Source organism: Ideonella livida, assembly GCF_010499455.1.
GTDB lineage: Bacteria > Pseudomonadota > Gammaproteobacteria > Burkholderiales > Burkholderiaceae_C > Ideonella > Ideonella livida.
Genome location: NZ_JAAGOH010000002.1, coordinates 187,958 through 204,722 on the forward strand (window position 1 = coordinate 187,958; position 16,765 = coordinate 204,722).

Annotated in this window: 13 protein-coding genes; 8 read left to right on the forward strand and 5 right to left on the reverse strand. The window is 69.5% G+C overall.

The genetic code is table 11. The features are described 5' to 3' along the window. Positions 1–70: 70 nt before the first annotated feature. Positions 71–1,459: a 30S ribosomal protein S12 methylthiotransferase RimO gene (gene rimO / locus G3A44_RS02805; RefSeq protein WP_163455968.1), complete on the reverse strand. Its 1,389-nt coding sequence runs from the start codon at positions 1,457–1,459 to the stop codon at positions 71–73. Between the two features lie 215 nt (positions 1,460–1,674). On the opposite strand from rimO, the gene G3A44_RS02810 reads away from it, so the two are divergent. The 4 genes from G3A44_RS02810 to G3A44_RS02825 are packed head-to-tail and all read left to right on the forward strand — an operon-like array spanning position 1,675 to position 6,227. Further along, the gene (locus tag G3A44_RS02810) at positions 1,675–3,825 is read left to right on the forward strand and encodes a TonB-dependent siderophore receptor (protein ID WP_163455969.1); all 2,151 of its coding nucleotides are present in this window, start codon (positions 1,675–1,677) and stop codon (positions 3,823–3,825) included. Positions 3,826–3,863: 38 nt separating this feature from the next. Next, complete coding sequence (locus G3A44_RS02815; RefSeq protein ID WP_239061664.1) at positions 3,864–4,184, forward strand: iron uptake protein; 321 nt, start codon at positions 3,864–3,866, stop codon at positions 4,182–4,184. Positions 4,185–4,195: 11 nt separating this feature from the next. Further along, complete coding sequence (locus G3A44_RS02820; protein ID WP_239061665.1) at positions 4,196–5,917, forward strand: PepSY-associated TM helix domain-containing protein; 1,722 nt, start codon at positions 4,196–4,198, stop codon at positions 5,915–5,917. After that, positions 5,910–6,227: a DUF3325 family protein gene (locus tag G3A44_RS02825; protein ID WP_163455970.1), complete on the forward strand. Its 318-nt coding sequence runs from the start codon at positions 5,910–5,912 to the stop codon at positions 6,225–6,227. The genes G3A44_RS02820 and G3A44_RS02825 overlap by 8 nt, the downstream gene beginning before the upstream one ends. Before the next feature lie 9 nt (positions 6,228–6,236). On the opposite strand, the gene phaR is transcribed toward G3A44_RS02825, so the two are convergent. Next, positions 6,237–6,821, reverse strand: coding sequence for a polyhydroxyalkanoate synthesis repressor PhaR (gene phaR, locus G3A44_RS02830; protein ID WP_163455971.1), 585 nt, complete (start codon positions 6,819–6,821; stop codon positions 6,237–6,239). A gap of 129 nt (positions 6,822–6,950) precedes the next feature. Then, positions 6,951–9,578, reverse strand: coding sequence for an alanine--tRNA ligase (gene alaS / locus G3A44_RS02835; protein ID WP_163455972.1), 2,628 nt, complete (start codon positions 9,576–9,578; stop codon positions 6,951–6,953). 249 nt (positions 9,579–9,827) lie between these two features. Here alaS and G3A44_RS02840 point away from each other — a divergent pair, with 249 nt between their 5' ends. Together G3A44_RS02840 and G3A44_RS02845 are read left to right on the forward strand one after the other, a co-directional pair. After that, positions 9,828–10,835, forward strand: a complete 1,008-nt coding sequence (locus G3A44_RS02840) for a glycosyltransferase family 2 protein (protein ID WP_310734312.1) — start codon at positions 9,828–9,830, stop codon at positions 10,833–10,835. A gap of 11 nt (positions 10,836–10,846) precedes the next feature. After that, the gene (locus G3A44_RS02845; RefSeq protein ID WP_163455973.1) at positions 10,847–11,554 is read left to right on the forward strand and encodes a GntR family transcriptional regulator; all 708 of its coding nucleotides are present in this window, start codon (positions 10,847–10,849) and stop codon (positions 11,552–11,554) included. Here the strand turns inward: G3A44_RS02845 and G3A44_RS02850 are convergent. Beyond that, the gene (locus G3A44_RS02850) at positions 11,530–12,381 is read right to left on the reverse strand and encodes a cobalamin-binding protein (RefSeq protein WP_163455974.1); all 852 of its coding nucleotides are present in this window, start codon (positions 12,379–12,381) and stop codon (positions 11,530–11,532) included. The genes G3A44_RS02845 and G3A44_RS02850 overlap by 25 nt on opposite strands. A 24-nt stretch (positions 12,382–12,405) precedes the next feature. Continuing rightward, the gene (locus G3A44_RS02855; RefSeq protein WP_163455975.1) at positions 12,406–13,806 is read right to left on the reverse strand and encodes an aminotransferase-like domain-containing protein; all 1,401 of its coding nucleotides are present in this window, start codon (positions 13,804–13,806) and stop codon (positions 12,406–12,408) included. A 329-nt stretch (positions 13,807–14,135) separates the two neighbouring features. On the opposite strand from G3A44_RS02855, the gene gabT reads away from it, so the two are divergent. Both gabT and G3A44_RS02865 read left to right on the forward strand, forming a co-directional pair. After that, the gene (gene gabT / locus G3A44_RS02860) at positions 14,136–15,446 is read left to right on the forward strand and encodes a 4-aminobutyrate--2-oxoglutarate transaminase (RefSeq protein ID WP_163455976.1); all 1,311 of its coding nucleotides are present in this window, start codon (positions 14,136–14,138) and stop codon (positions 15,444–15,446) included. A gap of 90 nt (positions 15,447–15,536) precedes the next feature. Continuing rightward, positions 15,537–16,631, forward strand: coding sequence for an ABC transporter ATP-binding protein (locus tag G3A44_RS02865; RefSeq protein ID WP_163455977.1), 1,095 nt, complete (start codon positions 15,537–15,539; stop codon positions 16,629–16,631). Positions 16,632–16,765: the final 134 nt, after the last annotated feature.

Here is a 16,765-nt window from a genome sequence, read left to right on the forward strand (position 1 = left end):
AGTATGCCCGGGGGTAGGCTGGCGGCGGCCCCAGCCCCATTCACACCCGGGCCACGCCACGCGCGCAGGGTCAGATCGGCTGGCCGATCAGGTCGTGGCCCTCGGCACCCACGATGCGCGCCTTGACGAACTCGCCCACGCGCATCTGGGTGGAGGCCTTGGTGGGCGGCAGCAGGCGCACGGTGCCGTCGATCTCGGGCGCATCGGCGTAGCTGCGGCCCACGCCACCGCGGCGGCCCAGGGCCGGCGCGCTGTCGACCAGCACCTGCATGGTGGCGCCCACGCGGCGGCGCAGTCGCTCCACCGACACCGCCTCAGCCACCGCCATGAAGCGCTGGCGGCGCTCCTCGCGCACTTCATCCGGCAATGCGCCGGGCAGCTCATTGGCGGTGGCGCCGTCCACCGGCGAGTAGGCAAAGCAGCCGGCACGGTCGATCTGGGCTTCCTTCAGGAAGTCCAGCAGGTAGCTGAACTCCTCTTCGGTCTCCCCGGGGAAACCGGCGATGAAGGTGGAGCGGATGACCAGCTCGGGGCACAGCTCGCGCCAGCGCTGGATGCGCTCCAGGTTCTTCTCGCCGCTGGCCGGGCGCTTCATGCGGCGCAGCACATCCGGGTGGGCATGCTGGAAAGGCACGTCCAGGTAGGGCAGCACCAGGCCCTGGGCCATCAGCGGCAGCACCTCGTCCACATGCGGATAGGGGTAGACATAGTGCAAGCGCACCCAGGCACCGTGGGCGCGGGCCAGCTCACCCAGCTGGGCCACCAGATCCAGCATGCGGGTCTTGACGGGGGCCCCGTTCCAGAAGCCGGTGCGGTACTTCACGTCCACCCCATAGGCCGAGGTGTCCTGGCTGACGACCAGCAACTCCTTGACGCCGCCTTCGAACAGGGCCTTGGCCTCGTTGAGCACATCCCCCACCGGGCGCGAGACCAAGTCACCGCGCAGGCTGGGAATGATGCAGAAGGTGCACCGGTGGTTGCAGCCTTCGCTGATCTTCAGGTAGGCGTAGTGCTTGGGGGTGAGCTTGATGCCGGCCGCCGGCACCAGGTCCACAAACGGATCGTGCGGCTTGGGCACGTGCTGGTGCACGGCGTCCATCACCTCCTGCGTGGCGTGGGGGCCGGTGACGGCCAGCACCTTGGGGTGCACCTCACGCACCATGTTGCCGCCGCTGTCGCCGGTGCGGGCCCCCAGGCAGCCGGTGACGATGACCTTGCCGTTCTCAGCCAGGGCTTCGCCGATGGCGTCCAGGCTTTCCTTGACGGCATCGTCGATGAAACCGCAGGTGTTGACGATCACCAGGTCGGCGCCCTGATAGGTCTTGCTGGTCTTGTATCCCTCGGCTGAGAGCTGGGTGAGGATCAGCTCGGAATCCGTGAGGGCCTTGGGGCAGCCGAGCGAAATGAAGCCGATCTTCGGTGCGCCGGCAGGCTCGTGAGGGAGTTGGTTCGAATCCATGGCCTGATTTTCGCCGATCGCCCCACCAGCCGCCCGTGGCGGGACTTGGTGCCGCCCCGCTCCCCCATGCCGGTGCGGCCACGCCCCCAGTCGAATCGGGGAAATGTCGCACATATAAAACGAAATCATTCTTATTTGTATCTAGAATGACACCATTCCAGAACGCGGTACGGCAGCGCTGTCGGCGCCCCCTGCCCGCCCTCCCCGGAGTCCCGATGAAGTCCGCAAGAAGCCTCCCTTTGTTCACCCGCAGCGCCTGCGCCTTGGCCACCCTGGCCGCCCTGGGTGCCGCCCAAGCCCAGCCCGCCACCGGCATCGAAGCGCCGTCCAGCACCGCCCCCGCCGCCACGCCAGAAACCACGGTGGACACGGTGGTGGTCACCGCCAAGCGCGAACGCCGCGTATCCAAGGGCGCAACCAACCTGCGCATGGAAGCCAAGGACACGCCCCAGTCGATCAGCACGCTGGATCGCGAGACCCTGCGGGATTTCGCGACCACCGGCACCCACGACGCCTTGCGCCTGGGCACCGGCATCACGGTCGACGAGTGGGAAACCAACCGCACCAACTACAGCGCCCGCGGCTTCGACATCATGCTCACCCAGGTGGATGGCCTGGGCATGGCCAATGATTGGGGGCTGGTGGTGGGCCAGCAGGACACCTACCTCTTCGAATCCATCGAGCTGATCCGGGGCGCCAACGGGCTGCTGACCGGCGTGGGCAATGCCTCGGGCACGATCAATTACGTACGCAAGCGCCCCACCAACCGCAATGGTGGCGAGGTCGTGGCCACCGGTGGCTCCAACGGCCTCAAGCGCCTGGCCGTGGACTACAACCAGGTCCTGTCCGAAGACGGACGCTGGGCGGGCCGGCTGGTGGCTGCCCACGAGGACAAGGACTCCCACCTGCGCGACCTGCACGACCGTCGCAGCAGCGTCTATGGCGTGGTCGAGGGACAGATCAGCCAGGACGGCGTGTTGACCGCCGGCCTCAGCCACGGCCTGGCCCGCCAGCGCTCACCCATGTGGGGCTCGCTCACCTTGCGGCGAGCCGATGGCTCGCAGGCGGCGTACGACGTGTCGGCTTCCACCTCCCAGGACTGGACACGGTGGAACACCCAAACCACCCAGGCCTTTGTGGAGTACACCCACGCCCTGGGCACCGACTGGGAGGCCAAGGCGGTCTACAGCCATGCGCAGGGGCAAAGCGACACCAAGCTGTTCTATGCCTATTCGCTGACCGGCCAGCTCGAGCAGGACGGCACCGGGCTGTACGGCTGGCCCTACCGCAGCGAAGGTGAATCCAGCAGCCGCAGCTTGGACCTGAGCCTGAGTGGCCGCTTCGGCGCCTGGGGTCGCCAGCACGAGGCGGTGGTGGGCGTGAACCACTCCCGCCAATCCAGCATGACCGAAGCCTATGCGGTGGCCAGCGCCCCCTCGGCGGTGCTGCCGGCCTTCCCCTATGACGGCGATGTCTATGCCGAGCCGGCCTGGGGCGCCAAGTCGGTCGCCGAGGACGGTGACCAGCGCATCACCCGCCTGTATGCCGCCACCCGCCTGCAGCTGGGTGAACGCCTCAAGGGCGTGCTGGGCCTGAACGCCATCGACCTGCGGCGCGATGGCACGTCGATCTATGGCGGCGGCGTCGCGCTGGAGAACGAGACCACCCGCAAGCTCAGCCCCTACGTGGGCGCCACCTACGACCTGAGCCCGGAGGCATTGGCCTATGCCTCCTACTCCGACATCTACCAGGCGCAGGACCAGCGGGACGTGCAGGGCCGTTTCCTGGCCCCGATGAAGGGGCTCAACGCCGAGGTGGGCCTGAAGGCCGAATGGCTGGACCGGCGGCTGCTCACCACGGTGGCCCTGTTCAGTGCCCGGCAGAAGGGCTTGGCCACCGAGGCGGGCTTCGACCCGGTGTCCCAGCAGTCGTACTACACCGGCAAGGATGTGGACTCCCGCGGCCTGGAGCTGGAGGCCAGCGGCCGGGTGAGCGCCGACACCCGGGTCTCGGCCGGGCTGTCCGCCCTGCGGCTGACCGGCCCCGATGGCCAGGACATCTATGAATGGGTGCCGCGCCGCACGCTCAAGCTGCGGGCCGACACCCGCCTGTCGGGCCTGGGCCTGCCGCAGCTGCGCGTGGGGGCAGGGGCCCGCTGGCAGTCGGCGGTGAGCAAGAGCGGTGGGGCGCACCAGGGCGCCTACTCGGTGGCCGACGCCTTTGCCGCCTATGAGCTCTCGCCGGTGGCCACGGTCCGTGTCAACCTCCAGAACCTCTTCAATACCCAGTACCTGCGAACAGTGCAGTACGGCGCCATCTACGGCGCACCGCGCACGGGCTCGGTGTCCCTGGAGTACAAGATCTGATCCCCGGGCCTACCGCACCGCTGCCCTCCACCGCCACCATGTCCGCCTCCACCCTGTCCCGCCCGCCCCGCACCTGGCCCGTGCTGCTGCTGCGCTGCGTCTGCGCCGTGCTGGGCGGCTGGGCCCTGTGCTGGGGTGGCGTGGCCGCCGGCACGGCCACCCTGGTGGCGGCCGGCATGGATTTCCACGACGCAGAGACCATCCTGCAGCTGTTGGCCCTGGTCGGCTGGCTGTCGCTGTTCCTGTGGGCCTTCGCCTGTGCGTCGGCCCGGCGGGTGGCGGTGGTCCTGCTGGGTGGGGCGGCGCTGCTCCAGGCCCTGGGCTGGGGCTTGCCGGCCCTTCTCCCCTTTCCGCACTGAGTCCGTTGCCCATGTCCTCCTCCTCCGGCCTGCGGCCTTCGATGGCTTGGGTCCACACCTGGTTCGGCCTGGTGCTGGGCCATGTGCTCATGGCGTGCTTCTTCTTCGGCACGCTCTCGGTCTTCGACCGGGAAATCGACCGCTGGGCCTTGCCCGACACACGCTTCGCGCCCCAGCCGCTGCCCTCCTTCGACCAGGTGCTGCTGCCCGCGCTCAGGCGCCTGGAGCCCGACCCCGCTGAGTACACGCAGCTGATGCCCGGCATGCACGACCCGGCACAAGGCCCGCCCACCCCGCGCGAGGCACTGCCCCCCGACGAGTACTGGGTCTACGCGACGCACCGGGATCCGGTGATCGCCGTGGGCGCGGGCTTCCGGGTGCCGCACGCCCGGGACGAACACGCACACAACCACATCCACGGCAACGCGACGGTGGATCCCCGTACCGGTGCGCTGGCGCGCGCCGATGCGCTGCGCATCGGCAGCCAGTGGTTCTATCCGATGCACTACAGCCTGAACTGGCATTGGCACAACGCCGGCATCTACCTGGTCGGCCTGGCCGGGCTGGTGATGCTGGTGGCCCTGGTCAGCGGCGTGATCCTGCACCGCCGGTTGCTGCGCGAGTTCTTCACCTTGCGTCTGCGCACGCCGGGTCAGCGACGCACGCTGGACCTGCACAACCTCACCGGGGTGCTGGCCCTGCCGTTCCATTTCTTCTTCGCCTTCACCGGGCTGCTGATCTTCGCCGGCTTTTACTACTTTCCAGTCTCCAGCTTCCAGCTGCAGGCCCTGCACGACCAGCACGAGCAGCACGAGGCCCGGGTGACCGGCCTGCCCCATGCCCGCGCGGGCATTCCCGCGCCTCTGGCCTCGGTGGACGCCATGGTGGCCGAGGCGCGACGCCGCTGGGCCGCGCGGGACATGGCGGGTGAAGCCGGCTTCATCCAGCTGCACCATGTGGGCGACCTCAACGGCTATGTCAGCATCTACCGTGCCGGCAGTGACCGCGTGGCCCTGGTGGGCGAAGGCATCCACTTCCAGGCCAGCACCGGCGCCGTGCTGCATGAAGAGCCCCCCCGCAGCGCAGTGGCTGAAGTCAGCCAGTTCCTCACCGGCCTGCACCTGCAGCACTTCGAGCACTGGACCCTGCGCTGGCTCTATGTGCTGGGCGGGCTGATGGGCACCGTCTGCATCGCCACCGGCTTCGTGTTCTTCGTGGAGAAGCGCCGCCGCCCCGACGCCCGCGCCACGCGCCAGGGCAGCCGCCTGGCCGATGCGGCCGCAGTGACCACCGTGACCGGCATGGTGCTGGCCACGGTCGGCATGCTGGTGGCCAACCGCCTGCTGCCCTTGGAGCTGCCCGCCGGCCTACCCGACAAGGGCCAAGCCGAGAAACTGGTCTTCTGGGGCTGCTGGGCACTGGCCGGACTGCATGCCGCCTGGCGCAGCGCCCCGGTGGCCCGGGCACAGGCCAATCCGGCCTGGCGTGAGCAATGCGCGGCCATTGCACTGCTGGGCGTGGCGGCGGTGGGCCTGAACGCGGTGACCACCGGCGACCACCTGCTGCGCACACTGGTCACGGCCCCGTACTGGCCGGTGGCCGGGGTGGACCTGGCGCTGTTGGCCACGGCCGCGGTGGCCGGCAGCGCGGCCTGGCGCTTGTGGCGCCCGGCGTCACGCCCCGCCAGTGCCGCGGCGGGGCCAGCCAAAGCCGTGGAGGTGTCGCATGTCTGAGTCCTCCGCCTGGCTGCTGAGCGCCGCGCTGCTGAACCTGGTGGGCATGGGATGGCTGGCCATGGCCATGCCTTGCCACGCCATGCAGGTCTGGCCTGGGGAAAGAGACGAAGGCACCGGGCAGCGGCTGCTCAGACCCCTGGGCGCGCTGGCCCTGCTGGCGGGGCTGGGCGCCTGTCTGCAGGCCGATCGCCCCTCCATGGCCGCGCTGGCCTGGGTGATGCTACTGAGCGCCGACGCGCTGGTGGTGGCGCTGGTGTTGAGCAGCCGTCCCCGGCTGCTGGCGGGCATATGGCCCTGGGGGCGGTAAGCCCGGGGCTTACTTGCCGCTGCCCGGAGGGGGCACCGGAAAGCCGGGAAAGACCGACCCGGCCTTGCCCATCTGCTCCTGCATCTGCACAAACAGGTTCTTGGACTGCTCCAGGTAGCTGCCCATGAGGTTCTGCATCACCGGGGCCTGCCCGCTCATGAACTGGGACCACATCTCGGGCGTGAAGGCCGCCGGGTCGTACATGCCGCGCGCCTGATCGGCCAGGCGGCCCTGCATGTCGACGAAGGTCTGCAGGTTCTTCTCCAGGTACGAACCCATCATGCCCTGCATGGCATGACCGTAGAAGCGGATGATCTGCGCCAGCATCTGGGCGCTGAACATGGGCATGCCGCCCGACTCCTCTTCCAGGATGATCTGCAGCAGGATGCTGCGGGTCAAGTCCTCGCCAGTCTTGGCATCACGCACCTCGAAGGCCACATGTTCCATCACCATGCCCTTGACATCGGCCAGGGTGATGTAGGCACTGGCGCTGGTGTCGTAGAGGCGGCGGTTGGGGTACTTCTTGAGGACGCGGGGGCCGCCGGCATCGGCCGAAGGGGCGGCCTCTGGGGCAGGACGGCGGGAAGAGGTCATTGACCGGAGCTCCAAAAGAAAACGGCGCCGCTGGATCGCGGCGCCGCAGCATTGTAGGAGTGCCCCCCTGGCGCGGGCAGCGGGAACATGCGGGTCTTCCCCCGCCTGCCCCGGCCGCGCCGCTGGCACTCAGAGACGTCCGGCCACCCAGGCCTGCACGCTGGCCAGGGCCGCCGGCAGCGCGGCTGCATCGGTGCCCCCGGCCATGGCCAGGTCAGGCTTGCCGCCGCCCTTGCCACCCACCTGCTGGGCCACGAAGTTCACCAGCTCACCGGCCTTGACCTTGGCGATGGCGTCGGCGGTGACACCGGCTGCCAGCTGCACCTTGGCGCCGTCCACCGCGGCCAGCACGATGGCGGCGGTCTTGAGCTTGTTCTTCAGCTGGTCCATCGTGGTGCGCAGCGTGGCGGCATCCGCGCCTTCCAGCGTGGCCGCCAGCACCTTCACGCCCTGGATGTCCACCGCCTGGGCCAGCAGGCTGTCGCCCTGGCTGGAAGCCAGCTTGCCCTTGAGGGCGGCGATGTCCTTCTCCAGCGCGCGCACCTGCTCCTGCAGGCTGCTGATGCGGCCGGGCACCTCGGCCGGGGCGGCCTTGAGGACACCGGCCACGCCGTTGACGGTCGCCTCCAGACCTTGCAGGTAGGCCAGGGCGTTGTCGCCGGTCACGGCCTCGATGCGGCGGATGCCGGCGGCCACGCCGCTCTCGGCCACCACCTTGAACAGGCCGATGTCGCCGGTGGCCTTGACGTGGGTGCCACCGCACAGCTCCTTCGAGGAGCCGATGGAGAGCACGCGCACGGTCTCGCCGTACTTCTCGCCGAAGAGCATCATCGCGCCGCTCTTCTGGGCGTCGTCCAGCGCCATCACCTGCGCGCTGGCACTGGCGTTGGCCAGGATCTCGGCGTTGACGATGGCTTCCACCTTGCGGATCTGCTCATCGCTGACCGGTGCACCGTGGGCGAAGTCGAAACGGGTGCGCTCGGCCGTCACCAGCGAGCCCTTCTGCTGCACATGGGCGCCCAGCACCTCGCGCAGGGCCTTGTGCATCAGGTGGGTGGCGCTGTGGTTGCGCACGATCCGGGCGCGGCGCTCGGCGTTGACCCGGGCGGTGAACACGTCGCCCACCTTCACGCTGCCCTCAACGAGGCGGCCGTGGTGGCCGAACACGTCGGCCTGGATCTTCATGGTGTCCTCCACCAGCACGCGGGTGCTGTGGTTGCGCAGCTCGCCGGCGTCGCCCACCTGACCACCGCTTTCGGCGTAGAAAGGGGTGTGGTCCAGCACGATCACGGCATCGTCACCCGCGTTGGCGGCCTCAACTTGTGTGCCGTCGACGTACACCGCCACCACCTTGGAGGTCTCGCAGGCCAGGTGCTCGTAGCCGTGGAAGGCGGTGGCCACACCGCTGTATTCCAGACCCGCGGCCATCTTGAACTTGCCGGCGGCACGGGCCTGCTCACGCTGGCGGTTCATCGCAACCTCAAAGCCGGCGCTGTCCACCGTCACGCCACGCTCGCGGCAGACGTCGGCGGTCAGGTCCACCGGGAAGCCGTAGGTGTCGTGCAGCTTGAAGGCGGTCTCGCCGTCAACCTGCTGGGTGCCCGCGGCCAGAGCCCCCTCCAGGATCTCCATGCCACGCTCGATGGTCTGGAAGAAGCGCTCCTCCTCGGCCTTGAGCACCTCGGTCACGCGGGCCTGGGCGGCACGCAGCTCGGGATAGGCCTCACCCATCTGGGCCGCCAGCTCGGCCACGATCTTGTGGAAGAAGGGGGTGCGCGCCCCCAGCTTGTAGCCATGGCGGATGGCGCGACGGGCGATGCGGCGCAGCACGTAGCCGCGGCCTTCGTTGCCCGGGATCACGCCATCGACGATGGTGAAGGAGCAGGCGCGGATGTGGTCGGCAATCACCTTCAGGCTGGGTGAAGCCGCGTCCACGCCCGCACCACCAGCGGCTTCCACCGCGGCCTTGGAGGCGCCGATCAGGCCGACGAAGGTGTCGATCTCATAGTTGGAATGCACATGCTGCAGCACCGCAGCAATGCGCTCCAGGCCCATGCCGGTGTCCACCGACGGCTTGGGCAGGCGATGCATCACGCCGTCCTCCGTGCGGTTGAACTGCATGAACACGTTGTTCCAGATCTCGATGTAACGGTCGCCGTCCTCATCGGGGCTGCCCGGGGGGCCGCCGGCCACTTCGGGGCCGTGGTCGAAGAAGATCTCGGTGCAGGGGCCGCAGGGGCCGGTGTCGCCCATCATCCAGAAGTTGTCGGACATGTAGCGGCCGCCCTTGTTGTCGCCGATACGCACGATGCGCTCGGCGGGCACGCCCACCACCTTGTTCCAGATGTCGTAGGCCTCGTCGTCCTCGGAGTAGACGGTGACCCAGAGCTTGTCCTTGGGCAGCTTGAAGTGCTCGGTCAGCAGCTCCCAGGCGTAGCTGATGGCGTCGTGCTTGAAGTAATCCCCGAAGCTGAAGTTGCCCAGCATCTCGAAGAAGGTGTGGTGGCGCGCGGTGTAGCCGACGTTGTCCAGGTCGTTGTGCTTGCCGCCGGCGCGGATGCACTTCTGGCTGGTGGTGGCGCGGCTGTAGGGGCGCTTGTCAAAGCCCAGGAACACGTCCTTGAACTGGTTCATCCCGGCGTTGGTGAACAGCAGCGTCGGGTCGTCCCCTGGCACCACGGGGCTGGAGGCGACGATCTGGTGCCCCTTGGACTCGAAGAACTTGAGGAAGGTGTCGCGGATCTCGGAGGCTTTCATCGGGGTTCCAGCGGGCGGCAGGCCGGACGGGGCCGGCAGGAGTTGGCAGAGCGCGGGGGCCGCGGGCGGCTCCCCTCGGGCGCGTGGCGCGGCGCGCGTCACGCAAACCCGCCATTCTATTGGGCCGAGACGCCACCCGCGCAGGGCCTTCCGGCTGCAGCGCAGCCAAGCAGCCTGCCGGTTGGTGGCCCGTATGATCCCGCTCCCACACCCGCGCCATTTCCGATCTCTCCGCTGCCGCCCGCCACCGTGAACGACCAGTCTTTGCCAACCGCTGACGACCCCGTGCTGGGCGTGGTGGCCATTGGACGCAATGAGGGCGAGCGCCTGCGTCGCTGCCTGGAGTCGGTGCGCCAGCAGGCCGCAGCCGTGGTCTACGTGGACTCGGGCTCCACAGACGGTTCGGTGGCCATGGCCCAATCGCTGGGCGTGATCGTGGTGTCGCTGGACATGCGCCAGCCCTTCACCGCCGCCAGGGCGCGCAACGAGGGTTTGGCCCGCCTGCTGGCGCTGGCGCCACAGGTCAACCGCGTGCAGTTCGTCGATGGCGACTGCGAGGTGGTGGCCGGCTGGCTGCCCGCCGCACTGGCCTTTCTGCAGGCCCAGCCCGCCGTGGGGGTGGTGTGCGGACGCCGGCGTGAGCGCCACCCGCAGGCCAGCATCTACAACCTGATGTGCGACCTGGAATGGGATGGCCCGAAGGGTGAGGTCAAGGCCTGCGGCGGCGACGCGCTGTTCCGGGTGGCGGCCCTGACCCAGGTGGGCGGCTACCGGCCGGACCTGATCGCCGGCGAGGAGCCCGAACTGTGCGTGCGCCTGCGGGCCGCCGGCTGGACGGTCTGGCGGCTGGACGAGGAGATGACGCTGCACGACGCCGCCATGCACCGCCTGGGCCAGTGGTGGAGCCGCAGCAAACGCTGCGGCTATGCCTATGCCCAGGGGGCGCACCTGCACGGCGCGCCCCCCGAGCGCCACAAGGTGGCCGAGGCCCGCCGGGGCTGGGTGTGGGGTGCGGCGCTGCCGCTGGCGATCATGGCCACCGCCGCCCTGGCCGGCAGCGGACCCGCGCTGGCCCTGGGGGCGCTGTATCCGCTGCAGGTGGCACGCTTGGCCTTGAAGGGCCGCCGCAGCCGGCGCGAGAACTGGCTGCTGGCCGGCTTCACGGTGGTGGGCAAGTTTGCCGAACTCAGTGGGCAGCTGCGCTTTCACCGCGACCGGCTGCGCCAGCGCTCCTCCGGCCTGATCGAATACAAATGAACCCCGGCGCCATGCCCCCCCCCGACCGGCAGGATGAGGCCCTGCCCCGCCCGGAGGCCGGCGCCAGCGTGCTGGCCCGCCTGCGCGACCGCATCATCCGCGGCGAGTACCCGCCCGGCATGCGCCTGACCGAGGACGGCGTGGCCGAAGCCCTGGCCGTCTCGCGCACGCCGGTGCGCCTGGCCCTGCGCAGCCTGGAGCAAGAAGGCCTGCTCCAGAAGAGTGGCAAACGCGGCCTGGTGGTGCGCGCCTTCTCCAGCGCCGATGTGCTGTGTGCGGTCGAGGTGCGTGGTGCGCTGGAGGGGCTGGCCGCCCGCCGCCTGGCCGAGGCGGGTCTGCCGGCGGCCGTGGAGGCCGCGCTGGCGCAGGCCATCCGCGACGGTCGTGCCGTGTTGGCCAAGGGCCACCTGGTGGGCACCGACATCGACGCCTGGAGCCAGCTCAACCGGACCTTTCACGGCCAGTTGGTGGGCGCCGCCGGCAGCCCGGTGATTGCTGAGGCCATCGCCCGCAACAACCACCTGCCCTTTGCCTCGGCCGACTCCATCACCCTGGACCAGACAGCGCTGGACCGCGAGTTCACCAAGCTGAGCCTGGCCCAGGCCCACCACGAGCTGGTGCTTGATGCCTTGCGCCGGCGCGAGGGCGCCCGGGTGGAGGCCCTGATGCGCGAGCACGCCTGGGTGGGCGTGCGCTACGCCGAGCTGTTGGGCCGCTGAGCGACCGCTGGCGCCGGCAGGTCGAGCGCCCAGGCCCGGCACAGGGCGTGAAGCTGGCGCACGCCGTCGGTCAGTGCCGCGGGGCCGGGCTGCAGGATGTCGCAGGACTTGATCTCGTGCAGCCGCGCCTGGCGCACCGCGGGCACCTCGGCCCAGCCCGGCCGGGCCGCCACCTTCTCCGGCCGGAAGTGCTTGCCACACCAGGAGCCGATGACCAGGTCCGGCTGACGGCGCGCCGGCTCCAGCGGGTCGGCGATGATGCGGTCGCGGCCCGCAGCCTGCGTGGCCAGCTCGGGGAAGACATCCTGCCCACCGGCCACCGTGATGAGCTCCGAGACCCAGGCGATGGCGCTGATGGCCGGTTCGTCCCACTCCTCGAAGTACACCCGCGGACGGCGCGCCCAGCTGGCGGCCTCGGCCCGCAGGCGTTCATGCTCGGCCTGCACGCCCGCGATCCAGGCCTCGGCCCGGGCGCTGGCGCCCACCAGCGCGGCCACCAGCCGCAGGGTGGCGAAGATCTCGGCCACGCTACGCTGGTTGGTGATCCACACGTTGAGCCCGGCCCGGATGAGCTTGTCGGCCAGTGCGGCCTGCATGTCGGAGAAGCCGATCACCAGATCGGGCCGCAGCTCGACGATGCGGTCGATCTTGCCGTCCAGGAAGGCGCTGACCCGCGGCTTGTCCTGCCGGGCCTGAGGCGGACGCACGGTGTAGCCGCTGATGCCCACGATGCGGTGCTGCTCCCCCAGCAGGTACAGCCATTCGGTGGTCTCTTCGGTCAGGCAGACGATACGCTGCGGGCCCTGGGGTGGAGATGGACTCGTCATGCGCCGGCATGATGCCGCAAGCGCTCAACCGACCCCGCGCAGCTGTCCGTCCAGGAAGCTCCAGAGTCGCTCGTCACCGCAGAAGGCCACATTGAAGCGCATCCAGGGCGTGGGGGAGAGGTCGGCCGAGAAGAGGTGGCCGGGGCCCAGCATGATGTCGTGCTCGGCCGCCTTGTTGCCCAGAACCACCGGGTCAGGCACGCCAGGGTGGCGGGCCCACAGGAACATGCCGGCCTTGGGCTCGGCAAACAGCTCGAAACCCAGGCCGGCCAGCCGTTCGGCTGTGGCCTGGTGGGCGGCGGCCAACCGTTCCCGCAGGCCCTTGAGGTGCTTGCGCCAACGGCCCTCGGTCAGCGCGCCGTGGGCCAGCCGCTCGCCAAACTCGGCCGAGGTCAGCCCCGAGATCATCTTGAGCTGGGCCAGGTCCTCGACCATGTCGGGATGGGCCACCAGGTAGCCCACACGGATGTTGGGCGAGATGGTCTTGGAATAGCTGCCGATGGTGATAACGCGGCTGAGCTGGTCGAGGCTGGCCAGCGAGGGCCGGGGCTCGGGGTCCAGGTCGGCGTAAATGTCGTTCTCCACCACCAGGAGGTCGTGCCGGTCGGCCAGCTGCAGCACCCGGTGCAGGTGCGCCAGCTGGGCGATGGAGCCGGTGGGACTGTGCAGCCGGGGTTGGGTGAAGAACACCTTGGGCTGGTGCTCGACGATGGCCCGCTCCAGCGCGGGCAAGTCCCAGCCTTGTGGCGTGCGCCGGGCGGGCACCAGCTTGGCCCCCTGAAAGCGCAGCGAGAACAGCAGGTTGGCATAGCCGGGGTCGTCCACCAGCACCGTGTCACCCGCACGCACCAGGCGGCGCACCGCCAGATCCAGCGCCTGGCTGGAGCCCTGGGTGAGCAGCACCTGGCCAGGGCTGACGTGCACCTCCTGCTCGGCCAGGGTGCCGGCGATGAGCTGGCGCAGCGGCGGAAAGCCCTTGGGGTCGCCATAGCCACCCAGGTCGGCGTCGTCAGCGGCCAGGCCCCGCAGGGCACGGCGCAGGCCGTCTTCAAACAGCCAGTCGCCAGGCAACCAGCCGCACCCGGCCTTGATGGCCAGGTGCCGGTTCTCGAAGATCTTGCGCAGGTACCACATGGAGTCGAACCCCTCGCTGCGCACGGCGTGGGCCGCGGCGGCACCACCCGGCGTAGCCCGCTGGCGCACGAAGAAGCCCGAGTGCGGGCGCGACACCAGCCAGCCCTGGGCCACCAAACGGTCGTAGGCCTCGACCACGGTGAAGACGCTGACCGCGTGCGCGTGGGCAAACTGCCGGATGGACGGCAACTTGGTGCCTGCGCGCAACGCCCCCTCCTCGATCTGGGCGCGCAGGCCTTCCACGATCTGGACCACCAGGGGCGTGGGCGATTGGGCTTGGAGCTGGAGCATGGCGGTACGGCGGGGTCAGACGGGACGGTGTGGCGCGCGAGCCACAGGCCACGCCGGCCCCGGGACCTCAAGTGTCCCCGATGGGCGCAGCCGCTCCCCATTTGGGGGCGGCGCCCCCGTGCTGGGCGGGGCGTGCCGCCCCGAAAGCAAGCTTCGGGCCAGACATCGTCAAGCGCGGCACCAGATGAAATCTGTACCGGTCGCACCCCCTGCACAGTGCACCGGTGAAAGCCCTGGCGTGTACATGGTCACGGCCCCGTCATGTTCCTACAGTCCGCCCCGCTGCGTCCCCCACCGGGGACCTGAACAGACCCCTGGAAAGGCTGACCATGCACCGTGACGCTCCTCTCGCTTCCAACGCCACCAACGCCGGCCTGATGGCCCGCCGCCGCGCCGCCCTGCCCTCCGGCTTGGGCCAGACCTACGAGGTCTTCGTCGAGCGCGCCGTCAACGCTGAAGTGTGGGACGTCCAGGGCAAGCGCTACATCGACTTCGCCGGCGGCATCGCCGTGCTCAACACCGGCCACAACCACCCCAAGATCGTCGCCGCCGTCAAGGCACAGCTCGACAAGGTGCACCACACCTGCTTCCAGGTGGTGGCCTACGAGCCCTATGTGGAACTGGCCGAGCGCCTGATCGCCAAGGCCCCGGGCGACTTTGCCAAGAAGGCCTACTTCCTGTCCACCGGCGCAGAGGCCGTGGAGAACGCCATCAAGGTGGCCCGCGCCGCCACGCAGCGCCAGGCCGTGATCGCCTTTGGCGGCGGCTTCCACGGCCGCACGCTGCTGGGCATGGCGCTGACGGGCAAGGTGGCCCCGTACAAGGCCGGTTTTGGCCCCTTCCCGGCGGAGATCTACCACGCCGAGTACCCCAACCCGCTGCACGGCGTGACCGAAGCCGACGCCCTGCGCAGCATCGAGCACATCTTCAAGTACGACGTGGAGGCCGCACGGGTGGCGGCCATCATCCTGGAGCCGGTGCAGGGCGAAGGCGGCTTTTATGCCGTCTCCCCGGCCTTTGCCCAGAAGCTGCGCGCCCTGTGCGACCAGCACGGCATCGTGCTGATCGCCGACGAGGTGCAGACCGGCGCCGGCCGCACCGGGACCTGGCTGGCCTGCGAGCAGTGGGGCGTGGCCCCCGACCTGATCACCATGGCCAAGTCCATGGCTGGCGGCTTCCCCATCTCGGCGGTGATCGGCAAGGCCGAGCTGATGGACAAGCCCCTGCCGGGCGGCCTGGGCGGCACCTACGCAGGCAGCCCCATCGCCTGCGCCGCCGCGCTGGCGGTGCTGGACGTGTTTGAGGAAGAAAAGCTGCTGGACCGCTCCAAGGCGGTCGGCCAGCGCCTGAAGAACGGTCTGGGCCAGCTGGCCACCCGCTTCAAGGCCATCCAGGACGTGCGCGGCCTGGGCGCCATGGTGGCCATCGAGCTGTTCAAGGACGGTGACCTGCACCAGCCCGACGCCGACCTGACCAAGCGGGTGTGCGCCGAAGCCATCAAACGCGGCCTGATTCTGCTGTCGTGCGGCGTGTACGCCAACGTCATCCGCATTCTGGTACCGCTGACCGCGACCGACGAGAACCTGGACGAAGGCCTGACCCTGCTGGGCGAAGCCTTCGCGGCGGCCAGCGCCGCCTGAGCTTTCCTCCCCCCGGCACGGCGCGCCCCGCGCCGGGGCCGGCCCCCTCCCTGCTGAGCTTCACGAGTTTCGAGAGGACCGACCTTCACCATGAGCCCGACCCACCCGGGGCATCCCCTTGTGCGCTTCACCGGCGTGCAGAAGACCTACGACGGCCTGAGCCTGGTCGTCAAATCGCTGGACCTGGACATCCAGCGCGGCGAGTTCCTCTCGCTGCTGGGCCCGTCGGGCTCGGGCAAGACCACCACGCTGATGATGCTGGCGGGCTTCGAGTCGCCGACCGCCGGCGAAATCCTGCTGGATGGTGCCCCCATCACCCGCACCCCGCCGCACAAGCGCAACTTCGGCATGGTGTTCCAGAACTACGCCCTGTTCCCGCACCTGACGGTGGCGCAGAACGTGGCGTACCCGTTGACCGTGCGCAAGGTGCCCAAGGCCGACATCGCCTCCCGCGTGGCCAAGGCGCTGGACATGGTGCAGCTCGGCGGCAAGGGCGACCGGCTGCCTGCGCAGCTCTCCGGCGGTCAGCAGCAGCGCGTGGCCCTGGCCCGCGCCCTGGTGTTCGAACCGCAGCTGGTGCTGATGGACGAGCCGCTGGGCGCACTCGACAAGCAGCTGCGCGAACACATGCAGATCGAGTTGAAGGAACTGCACCGCCAGCTGGGCGTGACCTTCGTCTACGTGACGCACGACCAGGGCGAGGCCCTGACCATGAGCGACCGCGTGGCGGTGTTCAACGACGGGCTGATCCAGCAGATCGACCCGGTGGAAAAGCTCTACGAGACGCCGGTCAACCGCTTTGTGGCCGGCTTTGTGGGCGACTCCACCCTGCTGACGGGTGTGACCGGGCATGTGGACCGCGACGCCTGCGAGCTGGTGCTGCCCAGCGGCGAGCACCTCTCGGGCATCAACGTCAACCATGTGCTGCCCGGCACCCAGGTGGTCGCCAGCGTGCGCCCCGAGCGCATCGAGGCTCAGTTCGTGCCGCCTGAGAACCTGTCCAACTGCATCGCCGCGGCGGTCACCGACGTCATCTACTTCGGCGACCACCTGCGCCTGCGCTGTGCCATCGCCGGTCAGGCGCCGGCCACCGTCAAGCTGCCGCTGTCGCGCGGCGAGCAGCCGGTGGTGGGCCAGTCGGTGTGGCTGCACATCCCCACACCCTACCTGCGCGTGTACCGCTGAAGGCGGCACGCGCCCCGATCCCGGATCCACAACGCTTTCCTCCAGAGGCCGGGCGGCCACGCAGCGCACAGACTGCGGCACGCACCGGTCCGTCACCTCCGCTCCTTGCCTGTTCCTTTCCTCACCCACACAGG